At 65.1% G+C, this 22,519-nt stretch carries 15 protein-coding genes and 1 riboswitch; of the genes, 7 read left to right on the plus strand and 8 right to left on the minus strand.

The features are described from left to right. Window positions 1–81 precede the first annotated feature (81 nt). Both J7396_RS12585 and J7396_RS12590 read left to right on the plus strand, forming a co-directional pair. Entirely contained in the window at window positions 82–939 is an 858-nt protein-coding gene (locus J7396_RS12585) for a fumarylacetoacetate hydrolase family protein (RefSeq protein WP_008576006.1), read from the plus strand. Between the two features lie 609 nt (window positions 940–1,548). After that, window positions 1,549–2,871 (plus strand): L-fuconate dehydratase, encoded by a 1,323-nt coding sequence (locus J7396_RS12590; RefSeq protein ID WP_008576008.1) that lies wholly within the window; start codon window positions 1,549–1,551, stop codon window positions 2,869–2,871. A 220-nt stretch (window positions 2,872–3,091) separates the two neighbouring features. On the opposite strand, the gene J7396_RS12595 is transcribed toward J7396_RS12590, so the two are convergent. After that, a complete protein-coding gene (locus J7396_RS12595) occupies window positions 3,092–3,451 on the minus strand; it encodes an L-fucose mutarotase (RefSeq protein ID WP_008571727.1) in 360 nt (119 codons plus the stop codon). A 2-nt stretch (window positions 3,452–3,453) separates the two neighbouring features. After that, on the minus strand, window positions 3,454–4,755 hold the full coding sequence (gene fucP / locus J7396_RS12600) for an L-fucose:H+ symporter permease (RefSeq protein WP_008571728.1): 1,302 nt from the start codon (window positions 4,753–4,755) through the stop codon (window positions 3,454–3,456). Window positions 4,756–4,935: 180 nt separating this feature from the next. Here fucP and J7396_RS12605 point away from each other — a divergent pair, with 180 nt between their 5' ends. Continuing rightward, window positions 4,936–5,685 (plus strand): helix-turn-helix domain-containing protein, encoded by a 750-nt coding sequence (locus J7396_RS12605; RefSeq protein WP_008571729.1) that lies wholly within the window; start codon window positions 4,936–4,938, stop codon window positions 5,683–5,685. A 263-nt stretch (window positions 5,686–5,948) separates the two neighbouring features. Further along, a riboswitch (yybP-ykoY riboswitch) is annotated at window positions 5,949–6,109 on the plus strand. Window positions 6,110–6,121: 12 nt separating this feature from the next. Further along, window positions 6,122–6,706 (plus strand): manganese efflux pump MntP family protein, encoded by a 585-nt coding sequence (locus J7396_RS12610; protein WP_209261533.1) that lies wholly within the window; start codon window positions 6,122–6,124, stop codon window positions 6,704–6,706. 96 nt (window positions 6,707–6,802) lie between these two features. On the opposite strand, the gene J7396_RS12615 is transcribed toward J7396_RS12610, so the two are convergent. Then, on the minus strand, window positions 6,803–10,255 hold the full coding sequence (locus J7396_RS12615) for a NahK/ErcS family hybrid sensor histidine kinase/response regulator (protein ID WP_029820741.1): 3,453 nt from the start codon (window positions 10,253–10,255) through the stop codon (window positions 6,803–6,805). A 722-nt stretch (window positions 10,256–10,977) separates the two neighbouring features. Between J7396_RS12615 and J7396_RS12620 the strand changes: the two genes are divergently transcribed. Next, entirely contained in the window at window positions 10,978–13,620 is a 2,643-nt protein-coding gene (locus tag J7396_RS12620) for a glycosyl hydrolase 115 family protein (RefSeq protein WP_209261534.1), read from the plus strand. 93 nt (window positions 13,621–13,713) lie between these two features. On the opposite strand, the gene J7396_RS12625 is transcribed toward J7396_RS12620, so the two are convergent. Then, on the minus strand, window positions 13,714–16,113 hold the full coding sequence (locus J7396_RS12625) for an NdvB protein (protein WP_209261535.1): 2,400 nt from the start codon (window positions 16,111–16,113) through the stop codon (window positions 13,714–13,716). Window positions 16,114–16,115: 2 nt separating this feature from the next. After that, entirely contained in the window at window positions 16,116–17,498 is a 1,383-nt protein-coding gene (locus J7396_RS12630; RefSeq protein WP_008571735.1) for an MFS transporter, read from the minus strand. A gap of 157 nt (window positions 17,499–17,655) precedes the next feature. Between J7396_RS12630 and J7396_RS12635 the strand changes: the two genes are divergently transcribed. Beyond that, on the plus strand, window positions 17,656–18,240 hold the full coding sequence (locus J7396_RS12635) for a gluconokinase, GntK/IdnK-type (protein ID WP_008571736.1): 585 nt from the start codon (window positions 17,656–17,658) through the stop codon (window positions 18,238–18,240). An 830-nt stretch (window positions 18,241–19,070) separates the two neighbouring features. Beyond that, entirely contained in the window at window positions 19,071–20,801 is a 1,731-nt protein-coding gene (locus J7396_RS12640; RefSeq protein ID WP_209261536.1) for a PQQ-binding-like beta-propeller repeat protein, read from the plus strand. Window positions 20,802–21,140: 339 nt separating this feature from the next. Here J7396_RS12640 and J7396_RS12645 read toward each other — a convergent pair whose 3' ends face one another. The 3 genes from J7396_RS12645 to J7396_RS12655 are packed head-to-tail and all read right to left on the minus strand — an operon-like array spanning window position 21,141 to window position 22,237. Then, a complete protein-coding gene (locus tag J7396_RS12645; protein ID WP_005914565.1) occupies window positions 21,141–21,368 on the minus strand; it encodes a hypothetical protein in 228 nt (75 codons plus the stop codon). Further along, complete coding sequence (locus tag J7396_RS12650; RefSeq protein WP_031424894.1) at window positions 21,349–21,798, minus strand: type II 3-dehydroquinate dehydratase; 450 nt, start codon at window positions 21,796–21,798, stop codon at window positions 21,349–21,351. Before J7396_RS12650 ends, J7396_RS12645 begins: the two co-directional genes overlap by 20 nt. Before the next feature lie 10 nt (window positions 21,799–21,808). Continuing rightward, window positions 21,809–22,237: a hypothetical protein gene (locus tag J7396_RS12655; RefSeq protein WP_008571740.1), complete on the minus strand. Its 429-nt coding sequence runs from the start codon at window positions 22,235–22,237 to the stop codon at window positions 21,809–21,811. Between the last annotated feature and the right edge of the window lie 282 nt (window positions 22,238–22,519).

Below are 22,519 nucleotides of genomic sequence, written 5' to 3' on the forward strand. Positions count from 1 at the left end.
GCGCACACCGTCCTTACCCACCCGATGCATGCGCGCTAGGTTTGCTAGCCGCTCCCCTTCTCATCTGCAAAGGAAGACCGCATGAAACTCGTACGCATTGGCGCCGAAGGCCACGAACGCCCTGGCCTGATCGACAGCGAAGGCCGCATCCGCGACCTCAGCGGTGTGATCGACGACGTGGCCGGCGAGCATCTCACCAACGCCGGATTGGACAAGCTGCGCGCGCTGGATGTCTCTGCGCTGCCGGTGATCGAAGGCGAGCAGCGTTACGGCGCCGCCGTGGGCCGCATCGGCAAGTTCATCTGCGTAGGCTTGAACTATGCCGACCACGCCGCCGAATCGGGCATGGAAGTGCCCAAGATGCCGATTCTTTTCATGAAAGCCACCACGGCGGTGTGCGGCCCCAATGACACGGTGATCATCCCGCGCGGCTCGGTGAAGAGCGATTGGGAAGTGGAGCTGGGCGTGGTGATCGGCGATGTGGCGCGCGATGTATCGGTGGAGCAAGCGCTGAACCATGTGGCTGGCTACGCGGTGATCAACGACCTGTCCGAGCGCGAGTTCCAGCTCGAACATGGCGGCCAGTGGGTCAAGGGCAAGAGCGCGGACACCTTCGGCCCGATCGGCCCGTGGCTGGTCACCCGCGACGAAATCGCCGACCCGCAGAACCTGTCGATGTGGCTGGAGGTCAACGGCCACCGCTACCAGAACGGCAGCACGCGCACGATGGTGTTCGGCGTGGCCGAACTGGTCAGCCACATCAGCCGCTATATGACGCTGATGCCGGGCGATGTGATCAGCACCGGCACGCCGCCGGGCGTGGGCCTGGGCCAGAAGCCGCCGGTCTACCTCAAGCCCGGCGATGTGATGGAGCTGGAGATCGAAGGCCTGGGTCGTCAGCGCCAGCCGGTGGTGGCGCACCCGCGCGATGCGGCTTGAGGTTCTCTAGAAGGATTGAGGTAGCACTGCACTACATTGCGTACCACCCCTAAGAATTTTTCTTGCGCGAAAGCCGAAGGACTCACGCAACTCGAATCGCACGACAACGCAAAGCCCCTCTCCCATCGGGGCGCCAAGGCACAGCTTGCGCGCCATTGGTGCGCGTGCCTTGAAGCGCCCGCGTTGCTGGCGCGGGCCGGGGCGCGGAGCGGGGGTTGGGGTGAGGGTACGTAGCCACGGAGTCGCGCAATTCGATGTCATGCCGTCTGTTGTTTGGTCTGACATGTAGACGCTCATGCTGACGCATCACAAGCACGTTGCTCTTGCGGAGTTTGCCGCCGCGTTGCATTTCAAAAACGGTGTAGCGCTTCGATGGCAATACACAGCTGGTTGTGCGATCGATTTATTGGGCTGCGTTGCAAAGGCATGAGTCACTGCAGCGCCTCCACATCCCTGGCGCTACGCATTCGTACCCTCACCCCAACCCCTCTCCCAGGTGGGAGAGGGGCTTAAACGCACTTCTCCGCTCACGTATTTCTTCGTCACTTAGTTCTTCCAGCCACTTTTTCCCATCCGTTCCATTTCCCGCCATCCACCGCCAGGACTTTCATGCGCACCATCATCGCCCTCGAAACCCATGACGTCCGCTTCCCCACCTCGCGCGAGCTCGATGGGTCGGACGCGATGAACCCGGATCCGGATTACTCGGCCGCCTATGTGGTGCTGCGCACCGATGCAGCCGATGACCTGGCCGGTTACGGCCTGGTGTTCACCATCGGCCGCGGCAACGACGTGCAGACCGCCGCGGTGGCGGCCCTGGCCGAGCATGTGGTTGGCCTGTCGGTCGACGAGGTCATCGCCGATCTGGGCGCATTCGCGCGCCGGCTCACCAACGACTCGCAGCTGCGCTGGCTGGGCCCGGAAAAGGGCGTGATGCACATGGCCATCGGCGCGGTGATCAACGCCGCCTGGGACCTGGCCGCACGCGCGGCGAAAAAGCCGCTGTGGCGCTTCATCGCCGAACTCACGCCCGAGCAGTTGGTCGACACCATCGACTTCCGCTACCTCACCGACGCGCTCACCCGCGACGAAGCGCTGGCCATCCTGCGCGCTGCGCAGCCGCAGCGCGCGCAGCGCATCGCGCGGCTGATTGAGCAAGGCTACCCCGCCTACACCACCTCGCCCGGCTGGCTCGGCTACTCGGACGAGAAGCTGGTGCGGCTGGCCAAGGAAGCGGTGGCCGACGGCTTCCGCACCATCAAGCTCAAGGTTGGCGCCAACGTGCGCGACGACATCCGTCGCTGCCGCCTGGCGCGCGAAGCGATCGGCCCGGATATCGCCATGGCGGTCGATGCCAATCAGCGCTGGGACGTGGGCCCTGCGATCGACTGGATGCGCCAGCTGGCCGAATTCGACATTGCCTGGATCGAAGAACCCACCAGCCCGGACGACGTGCTCGGCCATGCCGCCATCCGCCAGGGCATCGCTCCGGTGCCGGTGTCTACCGGCGAACACACGCAGAACCGCGTGGTGTTCAAGCAGTTGCTGCAGGCCGGTGCGGTGGACCTGATCCAGATCGATGCCGCGCGCGTGGGCGGGGTCAACGAGAATCTCGCCATCCTGCTGCTGGCCGCCAAGTTCAACGTGCGCGTGTTCCCGCATGCCGGCGGTGTCGGTCTGTGCGAGTTGGTGCAGCATCTGGCCATGGCCGATTTCGTGGCCATCACCGGCAAGATGGAAGACCGCGCCATCGAATTCGTCGACCACCTGCACCAACACTTCCTGGACCCGGTGCGCATTCGCCACGGCCGCTATCTCGCCCCGGAAGCGGCTGGTTTCTCCGCAGAAATGCACGCCGCCTCGATCGCGGAGTTCAGCTATCCGGGTGGACGGTTCTGGGTTGAGGATCTGGCGGCCAGCGCCAAGACCTGAGCCCGCGTTCCCTCATCCGCCCTTCGGGCACCTTCTCCCGCGCGCGGGAGAAGGAGCGGTCCGGGACCGCTCGGCAATTCGGATTGACACATCTCGGCCTGAGCTTTCGGCCATGCAGAACAGCCAACAGCTGGCTAAACCTGCCACGCCTGGATCAACGCGGAGCATGCCCTTCTCCCGCCTGCGGGAGAAGGTGCCCGCAGGGCGGATGAGGGCGCTCTTAGCGCTGCGCGTGGATCGCCTCGCCCAGCGCAAAGATCCGCCCGGCCTGCCGCCATTTCTCGCCTGGGGCGCTGCCGGGCAGCGGTTTCTGAAACCGCCACATCAACTGCTCCCACGCCTGGATGCGCGGGTCGGCGGCATCGCGCGCGGCTTTGGCGGCCGGGTCGTAGTCCTCGCTGACCTCCATCAGCATCACCAGCCGGTCGCCGCTGCGAAAGATCTCCAATTCCAGGATGCCGGCCTGCTGCAGCGAGGCCACTACCTCCGGCCACACCTCGGTGGGCTGATGCCAGCGCTCGTACTCGGCGATCAGCGCTGCATCGTCGTGTAGATCCAGCACATAACAAAGACGCGGCATGCTCAGGCTCCTGCAACGACGGGCGCCGCGCGACGTGCGCGCAACGCGAACGACAAAATCACCGCAAAGCACGCACCCGGCACCACCATCGCCCAGTGGATGCCGGCCATATCCGATACCGCGCCCATCGCCGCCGTAAGCAAGGCACCGCCGATGATGGACATCACCAGCATGGACGAGCCCAGCTTGCGGGCATCGTCGTGCATGCCGTCCAGGCCCAGCGCAAAAATGGTCGGGAACATCACCGACATGAACACGCTGGCCGCCACCAGCGCGTACAGCCCGGTCCAGCCGGGTAGCGCGATGGCCACCGCGCACAAGACCAGATTGATCACGGCAAAACTTGCCAACAGCTTCGCAGGCGCCAGGTAACGCAACAGCGCAGTGCCGATGAAGCGGCCGGCCATGAACAGCACCAGCGAGATGGTCAGATAGGTCGCAGCGGTTTTTTCCGGCGTGCCAGGCACTGCGTCCTGCAGATAGCGGATCAGATAACTCCAGATGCCGACCTGCGCGCCCACGTAAAAGAACTGCGCCACCACCGCAAACACGAACAAGCGGTTACGCAGCAGTTCGCCGAAGCGTGCGCGCCTGGGCGCAACGCCGGTGTCTGCCTCCGGCGCGCCGCTGGGAAAACGCACCAGCGCGATCAGGATCGCCCACAGCACCACCACCGCACCGATGATCAGGTAGGGCATCTGCACGGCCGCCGATTCGGTCGCGAAGAACGCCTCGCGCGCGGCCGGCGCCATCGCTGCCAGTTCGGCCGGGGTGTGCTCCACGCCAGAGAAGATGAAGTGCTGGCCGACCAGCACGCCGGTAATCGAGCCCAGCGGGTTGAACGCCTGCGCAAGATTCAGGCGTCGCGCCGCGCCATCGGCCGGACCGAGGACGGTCACCAGCGGGTTGGCCGTGGTTTCCAGGAACGCCAGGCCGCTGGCGATCACGAACAGCGCCAGCAGGAACAGCCAGTAGGTGTGCACCTGCGCGGCCGGATAGAACAGGAACGCACCGCAGGCGTACAGCAGCAGGCCCAGCACTACCGCGGCCTTGTAGCTGTAGCGGCGCATGAACATCGCCGCCGGCATCGCAAACACGAAATAGCCCATGTAGAACGCGCTCTGCACCAGCCCGGCCTGCAGGTCGGTCAGCTCGAACGCCTTCTTGAACTGCTTGATCAGGATGTCGTTGAGGTTGTTGGCCATGCCCCACAAAAAAAACAGGCTGACGATCAACAACAGCGGAACCATGGCGGTGCGCGCCAGGCTGCCGCGCGGCGACGCGGCAATGTCACTGTGATGCATGCGACCGTTCCCCTCCCAAGGCTGTGGCGCTTGCGTTGCAATCGGGCGAGCGTACTGCGCAGACCAGCGCCATGCAAATATAAAATCTTTGTTTATATTTGCACGAAGAGACCTCCACCGCCGCCGTGCCTGTGATGCCTGTACCCTGGCGCGCCGCACCTTGCCTGGATCCGCAAACGGATGAGCACCGAACCCGCCAAGTACCGCGCACCCGCCCTGGACAAGGGGCTGGACATCCTGGAATTGCTCGCCCGCCAGGCGCAGCCGATGAGCATGGGCGCGATCTCGCAGGGTATCGGGCGCTCGCGCGGGGAGATCTTTCGCATGCTGCAGGTGCTGGAAGAGCGCGGCTACCTCACGCGCGATGGCGAAGGCGATTACGTGCTGACCAACCGGCTGTTCATGCTCGGCATGCAGCAGCCGCACGTGCAGAGCATCAGCGAGGCCGCGTTGCCGGTGATGCGGCGGCTGTCCGATGCGATCTCCCAGCCCTGCCACCTGGTGGCGCCGTCCGGCGACCAGATCGTGGTGATCGCGCAAATGGACGTGCCCAGCGACCTGGGCCTGGTGGTGCGCCCGGGGCATCGTCGCCCGTTGACGCATTCCAGCTCCGGGCTGGTGCTGTTCGCCTTCCAGCAGCCGGAGGTGCAGGCGCGCTGGCTGGACATGCTCGAAGCCAGCGACGTGCCATTCGAGCGCGCGCAGTTCCTGGCCGCCGCCGCGCAGGCGCGCCGCGATGGCTATGCCATGCAGCCCAGCGAGGCAGTGGTGGGCGTGGTCGATCTGACTGCACCGATCCTGCAACGCGGCAGCGCCAGCTACACGCTCACGGTGCCCTTCATCGAACGGCGCCCTGCGCTGGTGAGCCCGCAAGCGGCGTTGCAGGCCCTGTGTGCGGCAACCGCCGAGATTTCCAGCGCGCTGCACTAGCCACGTGCACGCCCGGCACTCGCGCCGTCGCCTGCCATACGCGTTTCCAGGCGCCCGGCTCCTGCGCGATGCCGCATCGCCCGTGCTGCCACTGCGCCGCACGTCGATGCCTGCGATGTAAGAAATGCACACTTATTGGCCAGCTTGAAGAAGCGGGCAGGCCGCACGCATGGCGCCCGGATAGCCACGGCTATAAAGATCAGACCGACCTTCGCGTGCAGTGCAAACGCACCGAACGCGGCAATGCGTTGGTACACTGCGCGCCCCTTGGGGAGTAGCCTGCTTTCGTGCATCGAAAGCGCCTGCATCAACATACTCGGCCAGTGCGCCGTGGTGCAGGCAACCAGTTCGGTTTGGCGAGACCAGCGGCATGCGTGCACGACGACGGTTGGCGCGGGCGCATGCCGTTGTGACCGTGCCCAACCCGAGAGTGTCGATGTCTCCTTTTTCCATTGTGTTGATCGGTTTTGCGATGTCGACCGATGCGTTTGCCGCGGCGATCGGCAAGGGCGCGGCGATGCGCAAACCGCAGTGGCGCGATGCGCTACGCGCCGGCCTGATCTTCGGCTGCATCGAAGCCATCACTCCGGTGATCGGCTGGCTGCTGGGCCGTGCCGCATCCAGTTATGTGTCTGCCTACGATCACTGGATCGCCTTCGTGCTGCTGGGCGCATTGGGCACGCACATGATCGTGGCCGGCCTGCGCAACGGGCCGGAAGAGGCCGAAGACGCAGCCTCCGACACGCCAAAACGGCATGGCGTGCTGGGCTTGGCCACCACCGGCTTTGCCACCAGCATCGATGCGATGGCGGTCGGCGTCAGCCTGGCGTTTCTTGACGTGCATATCGGCGTGGTGGCGGTGGTGGTGGGCCTGTGCACCTTCAGCATGGTCACTGCCGGAGTGATGCTGGGCCGCGCGCTGGGCAATCTGATCGGCAAGCGCGCCGAAATCCTGGGTGGACTGATCCTGGTGATCGTCGGCAGCGTGATTCTCTACGAGCACCTGAGCGGCGCGGCGTAAGCACCTCTCCTCGTAGGAGCGTGCCTGCGCGCGACGGAGCGTTATCGGTAATGCCCAATCGCGCGCAGGCACGCTCCTACGCTGCAGCCGCACCTGTCAGCGTGTCTTTGCATCGTGGTAGGCGCTCAGGAACGCGCGTAACGAGGCCGGTTTCACCGGCTTGGTCAACAGCCGATAACCGCGTTCGCGCGCAAGCTGCTTGAGTTCGTCGCGGCCGTCGGCCGTGAGCAGGGCGCCGGCGATCGGCGCCGGTGCGGCGGCTTGCACGGCATCGAGCGTGTCCAGGCCATCCATGCGGTCGTGCAGGTGGTAATCCACCAGCATCAGGTCCGGCTGTTCGCGCGCACGTTCCAGTGCCTGGTCCACGGTGCTGGCGGTGATCACCTCCACCTGCCAGCGACCGAGCAGCGCGCGCATGCCATCGAGAATTTCGCGGTCGTTATCCACGCACAGCACGCGCAGGCCGGCCAGCGAATCGCCACTGGGCGATGCACGTGCGGCCGTCACCGGCAACAGCGGTGCCGCCGGAACCGGCGCCACACGCGGCAACAGGATCGAGAACATGCTGCCGCGGCCGACCTGGCTGCGCGCGCTCAGGTCGTGGTCGAGCAGGCGCGAGATGCGTTGGCAAATCGACAGGCCCAAGCCCAGGCCCTGCTCGCCCCAATCGAAGGGCTGCTGATAGCGGCGGAATTCTTCGAAGATCTGCCGCATGTGGTGCTCGGGGATGCCAGGGCCGGTGTCCCACACCTGCAGCTCCACCTGCTGCCCGCGCCCGCGCATGCCCAGCACGATGCGGCCCTGGCGCGTGTAGCGCAGCGCATTGGCCAGGAAGTTCTGCATCACCCGGCGCAGCAGGCGGCGGTCGCTGCGCACCCAGATCGGGCGCACATGCACCTGTAGCTGAAGACCACGGCTGGCCGCCACCGGCGCGTATTGCGCGGCCAGCTCGTGCATCAGCGCGCTGGCGTCGAAATCCTCGACCGTGGGACGCAATCCACCGGCATCCAGGCGCGAGACGTCGAGCAAGCCGTCGAGCAATTCTTCGGCCGCACGCAGCGAGGCATCCACGCGTTCGGCCAGATGCCGCTGCTCTTCGTTGTGCTGAAGGCTCTCGCGCAAGGCCGAGGCGAACAGGCGTGCGGCGTTGAGCGGCTGCAACACGTCATGGCTGATGGCCGCCAGAAAGCGGGTCTTGGATTGTTGCGCCAGCTCGGCTTCGCGCGAACGATCGGCCACGCGTTGTTCCAGGTTTTCGTTGGCGTCCAGCAACGCGCGTTCGGCGCGCTTGTAGTCGGTGATGTCGTTGTAGCTGGTGACGTAGCCACCGCCCGGCAGCGCCTGGCCACGCATCTCGATCACCTTGCCGTCGCTGCGGGTGCGTTCGAACACATGCGGCGAGCCGGCGCGCATATGCCGGATACGCCGATCGATCTGGTCTTCGATATCGCCCTCGCCCAGTTCGCCGCGCTCGGCGTTGTAGCGGATCAGATCGGCCACCGGCCGGCCCACATACAACATGCCATCGGGATAGCCGAACAACTGCTGATAACGCCGGTTCCAGGCGGTCAGGCGCATGTCCGGGTCGACCACGCTGACCGCGGCGCTGATGTTTTCCAGCGTGGTGGACAAGATCTCGCGATTGAAGCGCAGCTCCTGGCCGGCTTCGTCCAGCACTGCCACCACTTCGCCCAGTTCCATGCCCGAACCGCGCAACAGGCTGGTCAGCACCAGGCGCGCGGAGGCGGCGCCGATGGAGGCCGCGAGCAGGCGTTCGGTGAACTGTACCCAGGCGCGGTCGGCCACCACGGTGGGCTGCAGCTCGCGTTCCAGCAGCACCGCCTGGTCGACGAAAGCGCGATGCGCGTGCCGCTCGCCCACCACACGCTCGGCCAGCGCCTGCAGATCGGCCACGCGCACATGTCCCGGCCAGTCGCCGGCCACCGCCGGGCGCTGCGCGTACGGATCCAGGAACGGCGCTGCACGCAGCCGTTCGTCCACGCCGGGACGCCAGCGCGCAGAGACCAGCATCATCGCGCCCACGTTGATCAGCAGCGACCAGAACGTGCCATGCGCCAACGGGTCCCAGCCGCGCATGCCGAACAGCTGCTGCGGCTGCAGCCAGGCGATACCGAAGGGCCCGTCCACCAGCCAGTCGGTCTGCAGCCAGCCGGCGCGCGTGGCCGCCGGCAGCAGCAGCGTGTAGATCCAGGTCATGAAGCCGAGCGCCATGCCGGTCTCCACGCCCTTGCGGCTGGCACCGCGCCAATACAGCCCGCCGATCACACCGGGCGCAAACTGCGCCACCGCGGCAAATGCCATCAACCCGTACGCAGCCAGCGTGGTGTCGTTGGCCACGCTGCGGTGATACCCATAGGCAATGAGCGCCAGCAGCAAGATGGCAACACGTCGGATCCACAACACGCGCGAGGCCACCGCCGCGCGCGCATCGGCGCTGCCGCGGCGACGCAGCAGCACCGGCATCACCAGGTCGTTGCTGACCATGGTGGCCAGCGCGATGCTGGCCACGATCACCATGCCGGTGGCCGCCGAAAACCCGCCCACATACGCCACCAGCGCCAGCACCGTGTTGCCCTGGCTCAGTGGCAGGGCCAGCACCACCGCATCGTCGACCACCGCACTGCCCTTGCCGAACAGTGCGATGCCTGCCGAGGCGATCGGCACCACCATCGCCGAGATGATCACCAGATAGGCGCCGAAGAACCAACGCGCACGGCGGATATCGCCAACGTCGCTGCATTCGACCACCGCCACATGGAACTGGCGCGGCAGGCAGATCACGGCCAGAAAACTCAGCAGCGTCTGCGAAATGAAGCCCACCGACGGCGTGTGCTCGAACAGCGTGCGCGCCGAATCGGCGATATGCAGTTGGTGCTCGCTCAACCATAGCCACGCGAACAGCCCCACCGCCACGATGGCGACCAGCTTGATCACCGACTCCAGCGCGATCGCCAGCATCATGCCGCGGTGGTGTTCGGTGGCGTCGACCTGGCGGGTGCCGAACAAGGTGGCGAACAAGGCCATCAGCAATGCCACATACAACGCCGGGTCGGCGAAGATGCCGCGCCCGGCGCTGCTATGCCCGGTCAGCACTTCCAGGCTCATCGCCACCGCTTTGTATTGCAGCGCCAGGTACGGAACGATGCCGATCAGTGCGATCACCGCCACCAACGCGGCCAGCCGGCGCGAACGGCCGTAGCGCGAGGAGATGAAATCGGCGATGGACACGGTATTTTCGGCGCGCGCGATCAGCGCCAGGCGCTCGATGATGCGCCAGCCGAACAGCAGCAACAGCAGCGGGCCCAGATAGATCGGCAGGTAGCCGATGCCATTGCGCACCGCCGAGCCGACCGCGCCGTAAAAGGTCCACGACGAGCAATACACCGCCAGCGCCAGGCTGTAGACCGCCGGCCGCAGCCACGGCCGCTCCGGATACAGCGGGCGGCGGTCGCCCCACCACGCCACCCCGAACAGCAGGGCTGCGTAACCCAGGGACACCAGCAGCAGGATCCAGCTCGAGACCAACATGTCCTCCGACGTGGCGCAGCGCCAGCGGTGGAGTTTACGCAGTCGCGCACATCGGCGTTGCAGGCGCCGCATCCGGGCCGGGCGGCTCTGCGGTGTGGTGCATCGGCATGCGCGTTGCGTCCTGCCGGGCTGCGCAAGACCTTGGTGGCCTGCACTGCCCCCCGCCTTGCCGGGCATTGGCATCGCAGATTGCGCAAACATGCCCGCGCGGACTGGGGGCATATCTGCGGTTGGTGTGCGGCCACCGGCGCGGCGCCCGTGGCCATTCACACATGCCGGCACGGTTGAGCCACACCGCGACCATCGCCGCGCTCGGCGAAACCATGGCCGCGCAAGACGTGACCTGCGCAGGGCTGCGGAGCGTCTACCGAGCAGCCGGGCTTGCCGGCAGGCTTGATGTTAGCGCTAACACAACATACTGTCTGTCCACCTTGAATCGGACGATGTACCCAAAGCATTTCGTTGCTCAATGGCGTCTTGCATGACAGCAATGCCAGGCACAACGTCATCGCTTGCGTCACTGCGCCAGTGCGATCGACTGCTGCAGTGCAACGACGGCAGTCAACGCACCCAGTTGCGCGTCATCATCACGCGATGGAACGCGGCCCCTCGTGCAGGCGTGGCGCAGACCGGTGCGGTGCATCGGCCGCGACCGCCGCTTGGCAGTGCCATCGATCCGTGTGTCGCACCATCCAGAAATCAGCACCGCATGTGGAGAGCCCATGTCCGTTCAAGCAAGAAGCCAGATCTCGTCTAGTGCGCCGTCGGGCGTGCGATCCCTGCTGCTCATCGTGGCCGGCCTTTTCGCCGCCGACGGTGCCTGGGCCTGTCGCACGCCGGTGTCGGTGTGCGAACGCGACAGCGCCGGTGCGCTTGCGCTGATCCGCTCGGACGTACCCGCCACGGTCGTGGTCGATGCCTCGGCCGATTCCGCCGTGCGATCGGTGGCCGACAATTTCGCAGCCGACCTGCAACGGGTTGCCGGCCGCACCAGTGGCGTGAGCACCGATCTGGCAGGCGTCCGCGGAACGGCCGTGATCGTGGGCACGCTCGGCCAGAGCCCGATCATCGATACGCTGATCGCCGCCGGGAAAATCGACAGGCGCGCCTTGCTGCAACGCTGGGAGGCGTATACGCAGATTGTCGTCGATCGCCCCACGCCGCAGATCGATCGGGCGCTCGTCATCGTCGGCGCCGATCGCCGTGGCGCGGTCTTCGGTACCTACGATGTCTCGGAGAAGATTGGCGTGTCGCCGTGGTACTGGTTTGCCGACGTCGCAACGGCGCATCGATCCAACCTGTTCATCACCCGCGGCAGCGTGTCCGATGCGCCGAAGGTGCGCTACCGCGGATTCTTCATCAACGACGAAGACCCTGCCTTGAAGGGCTGGGCGACGAAGAAATTCGGTGGCGTCAATGCGAAGATGTACGCGCATGTCTTCGAGCTGGGCCTGCGCATGAAGGCCAACTATCTGTGGCCGGCGATGTGGGGCAAGGCATTCAATGTCGATGACCCCAACAACATGTTGCTGGCCGATCAGATGGGCATCGTCATGGGTACCTCCCATCATGAGCCGATGATGCGCGCGCAGAAGGAGTGGCATCTCAAGAGCATCCCCAACAGCGGCGGCGCCTGGGACTACACCCGCAATGCCGCCAACCTGCGCGCCTTCTGGAAGGGCGGCATTGCGCGAATGATGTCCAAGGGCGGCGGCCAACGCTACGACAGCCTGGTGACCGTCGGCATGCGCGGCGATGGCGACGAACCGATGGCCGAGAGCACGGCCAGCCATTTGCTGGAACAGGTTGTGGCTGACCAGCGCGCCATCATTGCCGATGTGACGAAGGCGCCGGCCGCGCAAACGCCGCAGGTGTGGGCGCTCTACAAGGAAGTGCAGGACTACTACGACCACGGAATGCAGGTGCCCGACGATGTCACGCTGCTGTTTTCCGACGACAACTGGGGCCAGATCCGCCGTCTTCCGGTCACCGACCTGCAGCGCGCCGGTGGGTACGGCGTGTACTACCACTTCGATTATGTGGGGGTGCCGCGCAACTACAAATGGATCAATACCAATCAGGTCGAAAAGATCTGGCAGCAGATGGATCTGGCCTATCGGCGCGGCGCACGGCAACTGTGGGTGGTCAACGTCGGCGATATCAAGCCGATGGAATATCCACTGAGCTTTTTCCTGAAGATGGCCTGGAATCCGGAAGCGATGACGCCCGGCGCACTTGCGGCGTATCCGCAGCAATGGGCGCAGGAATCGTTCGACGCGGCGCATGCCGCACGCATCGGAGAGCTGATCACCCGCTACAGCATGCTGGTTGCGCGGCGAAAGCCGGAATTGGTCGATCAGGACAGCTTCGCCCTGGGCGAAGGTGCGCCGGCCAAGCTGGATGGCGGCGAGTTCGGCGCAATGGTTGCGCAGTGGCAGGCGCTCGAGCAGCGCATGCTCGGCGTCAAGGCGAGCCTGCCTGCCGACCAGCAAGATGCCTATTACCAATTGATCGAATACCCGATCGCGGCAGTTTCCAATCTGTACCAGCTCTATTACGCGGCCGCATGGAACAAGCGCCTGGCCGCTCGCAACGATGCACGTGCCAATTACTTCGCCGACATGGTCGAAACCACCTTCGAGCGCGACAAGGCCCTGACACAGCGCTACCACGCGATCAACGGCGGCAAATGGGACGGCATGATGAATCAGGTCCACATGAGCTATGTGATCTGGAACGACCCGACCCAACAGTCCATGCCCTCGATCAGCCGCGTTGGCGGCGATACGCCGCCCGACCGGATCGCGCGCTCGATCGCATTCGCCCCGCCTGCCCCGCAAACGCCAGGGGTGCTTGCGCTCGAAGCGCCCATGTTCTCGCGGGTCATCGCCAACAAGGGGCTGCAATGGACGGCGATCCCCGCGCTGGGACGAACGCAAGGCGCCCTGGTCGCGCTGCCGCAGGGACAGCCTGCCACCACGGCCGAAGACCGTGTCGCAGTGGAGTACGACGTGGTGGTCACCACGCCGGGCCCTGCGACGCTCGGCCTGTATCTTGCGCCCACACTGGATACGTCCAACCGCGGGCCGCTCCGCCTCGGCGTCTCCATCGACGACGGTCCGGTGACCACCGTCAATTGGGAGCTGCACCCGACCGGCGGGGCACAGAACACGCCCGCCGAAAAAGCCTGGGCAACCGCGGTACGGGACAATGCGGTGTTCGTCTCGGCGCAGATGGGCGCGTTGGCGAAGGGTCGGCACACGATCAAGGTCTTCAGGATCGACGACAACATCGTCCTGGAGAAGCTCGTGCTGAGCACCGTGCCGGTGCCTGCCTCCTATCTGGGGCCAGCGCCGACACGCTGACGCAAGCCAGCTGGAGCGCGTCGCAAGCGCGCTCCAGCCGCTTCAGCCGTCCATTGCCGCCGCCAACGCCGAGGCGGCGACCGGCCCGCGGACTCATCCGGGCAACCGGACCTCGACCCGATACACCTGCCCGCGCGCGATGTTGCCGATGCGCTGCTCCGGACAGAGCGCGCCATCGACCAGTACCTCCATCGCGGTGCGACCCGGCTCGCGCGTCAGCGTGACGTCGAAGTCCGCACCACGGAACTGGCGCCTCGCACGCGCGTGCGGCCAATGCGACGGCAGCTGCGGACGGATCGCCAGCGTATCGCCCTGCCCGACCAGTCCGAACAAGCCCTCCAGCACGCAGCGATACACCCATGCCACCGTGCCGGTGTTGAACAGCTGGCTCGAACGCCCGGCCGTGCGCGGGTATTGATGCCACGCGCCACGGTAGTAGTTGGGCAGCGACACCGGCAGGTGGCCGCGTTGCAGCACATCCTCGCGGGTCGGCCCCGGCAGCAATGCGCGCAGGATTTCCCAGGCGCGGTCGGCCTCGCCAATCTGGTACAGGCTGTACAAATAGAATGCCGCTGCGTGGTTGTACACCGCGCCGTTTTCCGCCGCGCCCGGCCACTTCTGGGTCAGCCGTCCTACGTCATCGCGCATGTGCGTGTACGCCGGCGCCAGCATCACCGGGCCATACGGTGTGTGCAGCTGCTCGCGCACCGCCTCCAGCAGCGCCGCACGTTGCTGTGCATCGGCAGTGCCGGCCAGCAGCGCGAAACTCTGCGGATTGAGATAGATGCGCCCCTCCACATCGTCGGCGATGCCGAAGCGCACTCCGTCGTCGGTGATGCCGCGCGCGTACCAGTTGCCGTCCCACAGCTCACGGTTGGCGTCGGCGTTGATGACGGCAACCGCCTCGCCGAATGCCTGCGCCTGCGCGCTGCGCCCTTGCGCGGTGCAGATCTCCGACCACAGGCGCACTGCATACGCGGTGGCCACGGTGAGCCAGCCGGACACGCCCTTGCCGCGCCAGCCGACCATGTTCATCGGGTCGCACCAGTCGCCCTGCGCGATGAAGCTCAACCCACGTGCATCGCGCGCATCCAGTAGCCACTGCATGGCCGCATCCAGGCGCTCGGCCACGCTCAGGCGCTGCCCGTCATGGGTTTCCACGAGCGCGTCCAGGATGCTGGTATCGCCGGTTTCGGCCAGATAGGCGCTCAAAAAGATCGGCAACCACACGCAATGATCGGTATGCGGCACCTGGTTGATGTATTTGAGCTCGGCGCCTTCCACCAACAAGATGCCGTCCGGCATTGCGCCGCTGGGCTCCTGCTGCGACAGGGCGTGCAACAGCGCCGCGCGTGCGGTGGCAGGCTGCAGGTAGGCCATGCCCATATGGTCCTGCAGATAATTGCGCGTCTGCGGATCGGTGGTCAGGCGATTGACGTCGCCGTGATAGAACACCTGGCGCGGCAACCAATGGTTGACCAGATTATCCAGCGCCGCATCGGGTGTTGCGATCTGCACGCAGCCACGACCGGCCTGCAGATACTCCGCATATTCACGCGCCGCCTGGGCGAAACCGGCTTCGGAGAGATAGCGCGCACGCAGCGCAGCGATTTCGGCATCATCCTTGGCCGGCCCGAATGCGAAGCGATACACGCTGGCCGCATCGGCGTCCAGTGTCAGCCGGTATTGCAACGCGGCGGCAGGCGTTTCGTAGTGCGCATCGTGGTTGCCCAGCTGCTCGGCCTGCACGGCCGAAGGCGCGTGCAACCCGCCCTCGCCTTCGAATGCCATCTGCTGCGCGTCCCAGGCCACCGGCGTCTGCTCGTGCAGCAGGAAGGTGCAGTCCTTGAAATCGCGCTGGCGGAAGTAATCGTCCACCTTTTGATACGGCGCCACGCTACGGCAGACGATTGCGCCCAAGGCCGGCTCGTAACCGCCGGACTGATGCATCCACGACATGTAGCCGACCGGGAAATAGGCATACAGGCTCAGCCTGCGTGCGCGCCCGGACAGGTTGTGCACACGACATTCCCACAGCTCCACCGCATCGTCGGTGGGTAGAGACACGCACAACTCCACCACGATGTCGTCGTGGCGCACCCGCCAGCGCACATCGTGCTTGCCTGCAGAGAATTCAAACGCTTGCGGCTGCGCGCGCACCGGTTCATGCGGCACCGAGTACAACGCGCCGGTGTCTTCGTCCTTGAGATAGAAAAAGCGACCGGGATGATGCGCGTAGTACGGCTGCTCGGGCATCATGAAATTGCGCGCTTCCAGCATCGGCGCATGCGCGTATTTCGATGGCTCCGGCTGCATGAACTGGCCGGTGGCATAACCGCGGCAGGTCAGCTGCACCATCATGCGGCGGTTCCACAGGAAGCCGCCGGCATTGGGCATTGCAGTAGGGCTGTAGAGCGCATAGCGCGCACCATCGGCGCTGGGCGCCATCAGGCTGGACAGCGCATCGGACGTGGCGGGGGGCGTTGCAGACACGGTCAGGGGTGCTCCGGTTCGTCGCGCTTGCGCGCGGCCAGTTCGAGCTGGATGCGGTTCAACAGCCCGTCGTCCAGCGGATAAAAGCGCATGGTCCAGGCCGCCAGCAGCGCAACCGCGCCTGGAATCACTGTCAGCAACAGCACGATGCCGGTCAACGACCCGGTGGACTGCGCGGTATTGGCGACATAGCCCATTGCAGCCAGCACCCAGGCAATGCCGGCCGAGGCCAACGCCCCGCCGAGCTTTTGCGAAAACGTCGCCGCGGCGAACGTCATCGCCGTGGCACGGCGGCCGGTGCGCCATTCGGTGTAGTCGGCGCTATCGGCATACATCGAAAACGCCAACGGCGATTTCGGCCCCAGCGCCAGGCCGATCAGCATGTTCAAGACAAACACCGCCCACACCGCATCGGCCGGCACGAAAAACATCGCACAACTCAGCAGGCCAACAAGCACCATCAGCCAGAACATCAGCTGGCGCTTGTCCCAGCGCCGCGTCAGCAGCGGCGTGATGGCCGCACCCACGCCCAGGGCCACCGAGTAGCTGCCCAGAAACAGGCCGACCAGATCCGGACGTTGTACGTAGTACTTGAGGTAGTACACGCCCGCACCGCCGCGCATGGTGATCGTGATCATGATGATCAACGACAGCACGAACAGTACGCACCACGGTTTGTTCTGCAGCAGGTCGGCGATGTCACGACGAATCGGCGTGCGTTGTTGCGGCGGCGGCTGCACGCGTTCGCGCGTGGTCAGCGCCACGGTGACGAACAACGCCAGCGCCACTGCGCCATACAGCAGCATCGTGCGTTGCCATCCTAGCGCATCGTTGCCTGCGCCGAACCAGCGCACCAGGTCCATCGTGAAGTAATTGACCAACGTGGTCCCTGCAAATGCACCGATGAAACGCAGGCTGATCAGACCGGTACGCTGCTGGCTGTCGGCGGTGATCACGCCGGATAGTGCCGAGTACGGAATGCTCACCACCGTGTAGGCCAGCATCATCACCAGGAAGGTGATCGTGGCCCACCACATACGCCCATGCTGGTCCAGATCCGGCGTGGTGTAGGCAAGCACGCCGGCAGCAGCCATCGGCAACGCACCCCACAACAGGTACGGGCGGAACTTGCCCAGCCGGCTGCGCGTGCGGTCGGCCAATGCGCCCATCGCCGGGTCGGCGATCGCATCGGCGATCTTGGTCAACAGGATCATGGTGCCGACTGCAGCCGCCGGCAGGTGCATGGTGTCGGTGTAGAAGATCAGCAAGAACGCCGAGATGTTGGCCCAGTACAGATTCAGACCCAGATCGCCGGCACCATAGCCCAGCTTTTCGCGCCAGCGCAGGCGCGCCGATGCAGGAGACGTTGCGGGCGATGACGTCATCGACACACCTTCAAATGCGTTGTACCCGGCCGAGCACGCCGTTACGCTGGGTGCCCGCGCACCTGGCGAGGAGCGCCGACGCTACACCACGCATCGGCTGCCGCCAACGTGAAATCCATTCGAATGCCGAATCGATCCAGAGATATAACCTGACGTGATGGACACCGCCACACATGCCACGCCCGCGTCCGCTTCGCCGCTTGCCATCGTGGTGATGGGCGTGTCGGGCAGCGGCAAGACCACCATTGCACACGCGCTGGCAGCGCATTACCGCTTCCGTTTTCTGGATGCCGACGACTACCACAGCGTGGCAGCACGCGCGCAGATGGCGGCCGGCCAACCGCTCACCGACGCGATGCGCCTGCCGTGGGTAGAACTGCTATCGGCCACGCTGCGCGATTGCGTACAGGCCGGCGAATCGGTGGTGCTGGCCTTCTCCGGTTTGCGCAGCGCGCATCGCCAACTGCTGCGCAACAGCGGCGTGCCGATGCGCTTTGTGTTCCTGCATGCGGCCCCGCACGTGATCGCCGCCCGCCTGAGCAACCGCGCAGGCCACTTCATGCCACCCACCTTGCTCGACAGCCAGCTGCAGACATTGGAGCTGCCGTTGGACGAAGCGGACGTGGTGTCGGTGGACGTGGACGCCAGCGTGCCAGCGGTTGTGCAGGATGCGATCGCACAGCTGGCAGCGATCGATCCCGCTGCAGTGCAACACGCTTCGCGCGCGTCGGAGCGGGTGTAAGCGGACGCAGACCATTTGCGTGATGCGTGCAGTGGGTGCCGTCTATGCGTTGTGCGTTGTGCGTTATGCGTCGTGCGTTGTGCGTCGCGAGGCTGCCGCTTCCGTGTCGAGATGGATAACCTGCAGCGATGCGCGGCGCGCAGCGTTACCGCAGTGCAGATCGGTGGTACCCATCACGGCGTAGCGCGCGAAACATCTGCTGTCGCGCTGGCTTGCGTATCCAGCGCGCAGCCGCACGGCCGCACGCCGCTGCGAAGTGCCCGCATCTGCAACGCGCCATGCCCTTCTCCCGCCGGAGAAGGTGTCCCGAAGCGACGGATGAGGGTACGGCCACCCGCATCGCGCATCCCGCCACCGCCGCACGCGGCACGACACGCAACGCGCAATGCAATCGGCCACAGCGCCGATCCCAAACGCCCCATTCGGTACATACCGCAGGACGCTGCCATCGACCGGAGACGCTGCGCACCGGGTTCTCCTCGCGCCCTTCCCCATCGCGTCCATCCGTTGCAAAGACCCACCACACAAGGTTGCGCAACATTTCCTGGTTACTTCTTGCAAACCGCCGTCATCGGCGCATCCTGGGCCAAGCCCGCATCAATCATTTTTTCTATCGCAACCCAGGAAATAGTGATGAATCATCACGATTTGTGCGAATAACGAACCGATTGAACGTAAATTTTTCAAGCTGGTCGCACCAGATGCAAACGGACCCGACCGCTGTCTGAATGCAGGGCCGCGCAGGTGTTGCGCAGTCACGTCAATCGTCCATCGTTCGGTCAGCAGATCCGGGGGGATCCAGCGCTTCCTTCCATCTAGGACATGCCGTGATGACCAATCCCAAACGCCGTTTGCGATTTTGCAGTTTGACGCTCGTTCCTTGCCTGCTCGTCAGTGCCGTGGCTTTCGCGCAGTCTGGCGCCACCACCGCGCAACAGCCGGTATCGTCCCTGGATACCGAGGCATTCGCACGCTCCGGCCAGGTCTGGCGCAGCTTCGGTCAAGACCTTCCCTTCGCCAGCCCCACCAACTGGACCACCGCCGGTGGCGGCTACTTGAACTCGCGTTTCGCACCGGGCGAGTGGAAGATCAATCGCACCACCGCCAAGACGCTCAAACCGGCGTGGACGCTGACCACCACCGGCGACATCTCGGCCACGCCCAGCGTCGAAGGCGGCACCCTGTATGTGCCCGACTGGGGTGGCACGCTGTATAGCGTGGACACGCAAACCGGCAAGCCGAACTGGCAAGCCAAACTGTCCGATTACACCGGCAACGCCAACTCGGTGACGCGCAACACGCCGGCCATCAGCGCCAAGAGCATCATCGTTGGCGACCAGGTCGCCGGCACCTTGCTGGCGCTAGACAAGAAGACCGGCAAGCTGCTGTGGAAGACCACGGTGGAAGCCAACCCGCAGGCGCGCATCACCTCCTCGCCGGTCATCTACGGCAACCGCATCTACGTCGGCGTCTCCTCCGGCGACTGGGGCAACCTGGCGGCCAACCACACCTTCAGCTTCCGCGGCAGCGTGGTGGCGGTGGATCTGAACACCGGCAAGAAGGTATGGCAGTTCTACAACGTGCCCGAGGGTTACACCGGCGCATCGGTGTGGGGCCAGGTGGCCATCGATCCGATCAACCGTCGCCTGTATTTCGGCACCGGCAACAACTACAACATTCCGCAGGGCGTGGGTAACTGCGTTTCAAACGCGCGCTCCTATCGCGGCAGCGAACTCACCGTGCAGGATGAGCTCAACTGCATGGCGCCGGACAACTACGTCGATTCGGTGATTTCGTTGAATCTGGATACCGGCAAATTGATCTGGGCCAACCGTGCACAGGGATACGATGCGTGGAACCTGTCCTGCATCGTGGCGCCGACCAACGGTCTGTGCCCCAACACGCAGGCAACCAACCTGACCGGCCCGGATTACGACTTTGGCGGTGCCGGCGTGCAACTGTTTGCCGTGCCGCGCAACGGCAGGTTGCAGCAGTTGGTCGGCGCTGGTCAGAAGAGCGGCATCTACTGGGCCTTCGACGCCAAGACCGGCGCCAAGGTCTGGTCGACCCAGGTCGGCCCCGGCGGCACCACCGGTGGCGTGGAATGGGGTACCGCGTTCGACCCGTACAAGTCGCAGATCTACGTGGCCATCAACAACAACTCCAACGCCACCTATACGTTGGGGCCGGCGAACGTGCAGACCCATAACGGCGGTTCGTGGGCCGCGCTGGACGCGGCAACCGGCAAGATCAAATGGCAGGTCAAGGTGCCCGGCATCAACCCGGTGAATCCGACCGTGCCGGCGGGCGGCCAGGGCTCGCTGACGGTGTCGCCGAACCTGCTGTATGCGGGCTCGATGGCCGGCAATATGGTGGCACTGGACGCCGACACCGGCGCCACCGTGTGGAACTACAACGCCAGCGGCTCGGTGATCAGTTCGCCGGCCATCGCAAACGGCGCGCTGTATTGGGGCGCCGGCTACGGCCGCTTCAACTTCGGCACGGCGGCCACCGGCAACCAGCTGACCAAGTTCGTGCCGGACAACGCAGCAGCCAAGTAAGCGGAGTTCGCAGGACGGCAGTGACGCGTCCTGTCTGCAACACGACACTGCCGCCTTCGGGCGGCAGTGTCTTTCAGTGATTGTTGTTGGGCTGGTGTGGCTGCAAACGCTGCACGGCGTGAGCCGCAATGCGGTGCGGAATCGTCTGCAGCGATGACGCCGCGTCCACGCGCCAAACACAGCGCGGCAAACTAAACGTCGCCAGTGGTTGCCAGGTGCGTAGGACAGCGTGCAGCAACCGCAGCGTCCACATGCCATGCCGGGCGAGCAGAGGCCGCACCCGCCGAGTGGCTGCTAGTGGCTGCCGCACACGCGGTTGTAGCTGCTCCAGGCTCCCAGTTACAACCGCGTGACCTGGCATAGGCGAATCTGCCCTGCTTCCAGGCCGTGTGCCTCGGCCGCACGGCGGCGCAGCGCGCGCACCAGCGCGGCTGCGTCCAGTTCGCCATCGGCCGGCACGTCCACGCTGTGCGCCAGTTGCCCCCATAGCACCGGCCGACCATCGCAGTAGCCCTCGTAGTCGGCGAAGTAATGCAGCTGGCGCCGCTCAGGTCCCGACGTGGACATCGCCTTGAATCTCCGTGCAGCCCAGATGTTCCAGCGCGATCTCCAGCCCCAACAGATAGCTCTGCGCGCAGTAGCCACGCACCGTGGCGATGCACTGCCCCAAACCGTGCGGCAGGCAGCGTTCCGGACGGTCCACGCTGTCGTCGTGCGTTTCGACATAGGGGTAAGGCAATTGGCTCAACACGCGATGCAACCGCGTACTGTCCACGCAGCTGCCCGGATCGATCAGCGCAATCTCCATCCGCGCCTGGCCGGCCACACGCAGCGCATCCAGCAGTTCCTGTTCCGAGCCACAGGCACGCAAGGCCACCGTCTTGCCCGCGTCCCCGGCACACGCCACCAATTGGCGAATGACGGCGCGCGGCAACGGCTGCGGCCCACGCACCTGCGGCATGGCCGCCTCCGGCCCACGCATGATCATGATCGACATGGCGACCTCCTCAGGCAGCAACGCGCAGTGGCGCGTGTATCGGCGGCAGACACCGCGCGGCAATGCCGAGCGACATCGCATATGCACGCGGCGCATCGTGCGGCGTGATCACCACTGCCAATGGCGCATGCTGCGCATGCAGCCACGGCTCCAGTTCCTGATCGGCATCGGTATGCAGCTCGATATACGGCGTGGGCAACGCGTCCACGGCAGCACGCAAGGCTCGCGCACAACTGCGCTCGGACAAGGGCAGATCGCCCGAATCCAGCAACACCAGCTCCACCTCGGCATCGCCACCGGCCGCATGCAGCTCGGCAATCAAGCGATCCACATCGGCACACGCCAACGTGCGCAACGCACGGCCAGCACACTCAGGCAACTGCATCGTCACCGACGGTGCCGGATCGGCCTGAGGACCGCGCAAAATCAGGATACACATCGTGTTCGACTCAACGCACCACAGTGCGGGAGTGCCAAGGTAAATCTGCTGGGCGTAAAGGCGCCATTCGCGCAATGCGGATCAGGCATAAAAACGTTGTATCTGCAGGCCAAATTTATCCAACTCCTGGACCCGGCCTCACCGCAACGTGGAGACGCCGCTCGTATGTTCATCGGCGCTGCAAGGTTGATCGTCAGGGCCGACCAGAGGTCATCGGATTTCAACAGCTTACATAGCGGCCTGGGCCGCCCCGTCATCGGTTTGTCGACTCCCCGCAATTCA

This window comes from Xanthomonas sp. A1809 (genome assembly GCF_017746015.1).
Taxonomy (GTDB): domain Bacteria; phylum Pseudomonadota; class Gammaproteobacteria; order Xanthomonadales; family Xanthomonadaceae; genus Xanthomonas; species Xanthomonas euvesicatoria.

Excerpts from the sequence above, each read along its gene's own strand:
- J7396_RS12585 (WP_008576006.1), top strand. The coding sequence starts at position 82 with ATGAAACTCGTACGCATTGGCGCCGAAGGCCACGAACGCCCTGGCCTG.
- J7396_RS12590 (WP_008576008.1), top strand. The coding sequence starts at position 1,549 with ATGCGCACCATCATCGCCCTCGAAACCCATGACGTCCGCTTCCCCACC.
- J7396_RS12595 (WP_008571727.1), bottom strand. The coding sequence starts at position 3,451 with ATGCCGCGTCTTTGTTATGTGCTGGATCTACACGACGATGCAGCGCTG.
- fucP (WP_008571728.1), bottom strand. The coding sequence starts at position 4,755 with ATGCATCACAGTGACATTGCCGCGTCGCCGCGCGGCAGCCTGGCGCGC.
- J7396_RS12605 (WP_008571729.1), top strand. The coding sequence starts at position 4,936 with ATGAGCACCGAACCCGCCAAGTACCGCGCACCCGCCCTGGACAAGGGG.
- J7396_RS12610 (WP_209261533.1), top strand. The coding sequence starts at position 6,122 with ATGTCTCCTTTTTCCATTGTGTTGATCGGTTTTGCGATGTCGACCGAT.
- J7396_RS12615 (WP_029820741.1), bottom strand. The coding sequence starts at position 10,255 with ATGTTGGTCTCGAGCTGGATCCTGCTGCTGGTGTCCCTGGGTTACGCA.
- J7396_RS12620 (WP_209261534.1), top strand. The coding sequence starts at position 10,978 with ATGTCCGTTCAAGCAAGAAGCCAGATCTCGTCTAGTGCGCCGTCGGGC.
- J7396_RS12630 (WP_008571735.1), bottom strand. The coding sequence starts at position 17,498 with ATGACGTCATCGCCCGCAACGTCTCCTGCATCGGCGCGCCTGCGCTGG.
- J7396_RS12635 (WP_008571736.1), top strand. The coding sequence starts at position 17,656 with ATGGACACCGCCACACATGCCACGCCCGCGTCCGCTTCGCCGCTTGCC.
- J7396_RS12640 (WP_209261536.1), top strand. The coding sequence starts at position 19,071 with ATGACCAATCCCAAACGCCGTTTGCGATTTTGCAGTTTGACGCTCGTT.
- J7396_RS12645 (WP_005914565.1), bottom strand. The coding sequence starts at position 21,368 with ATGTCCACGTCGGGACCTGAGCGGCGCCAGCTGCATTACTTCGCCGAC.
- J7396_RS12650 (WP_031424894.1), bottom strand. The coding sequence starts at position 21,798 with ATGTCGATCATGATCATGCGTGGGCCGGAGGCGGCCATGCCGCAGGTG.
- J7396_RS12655 (WP_008571740.1), bottom strand. The coding sequence starts at position 22,237 with ATGTGTATCCTGATTTTGCGCGGTCCTCAGGCCGATCCGGCACCGTCG.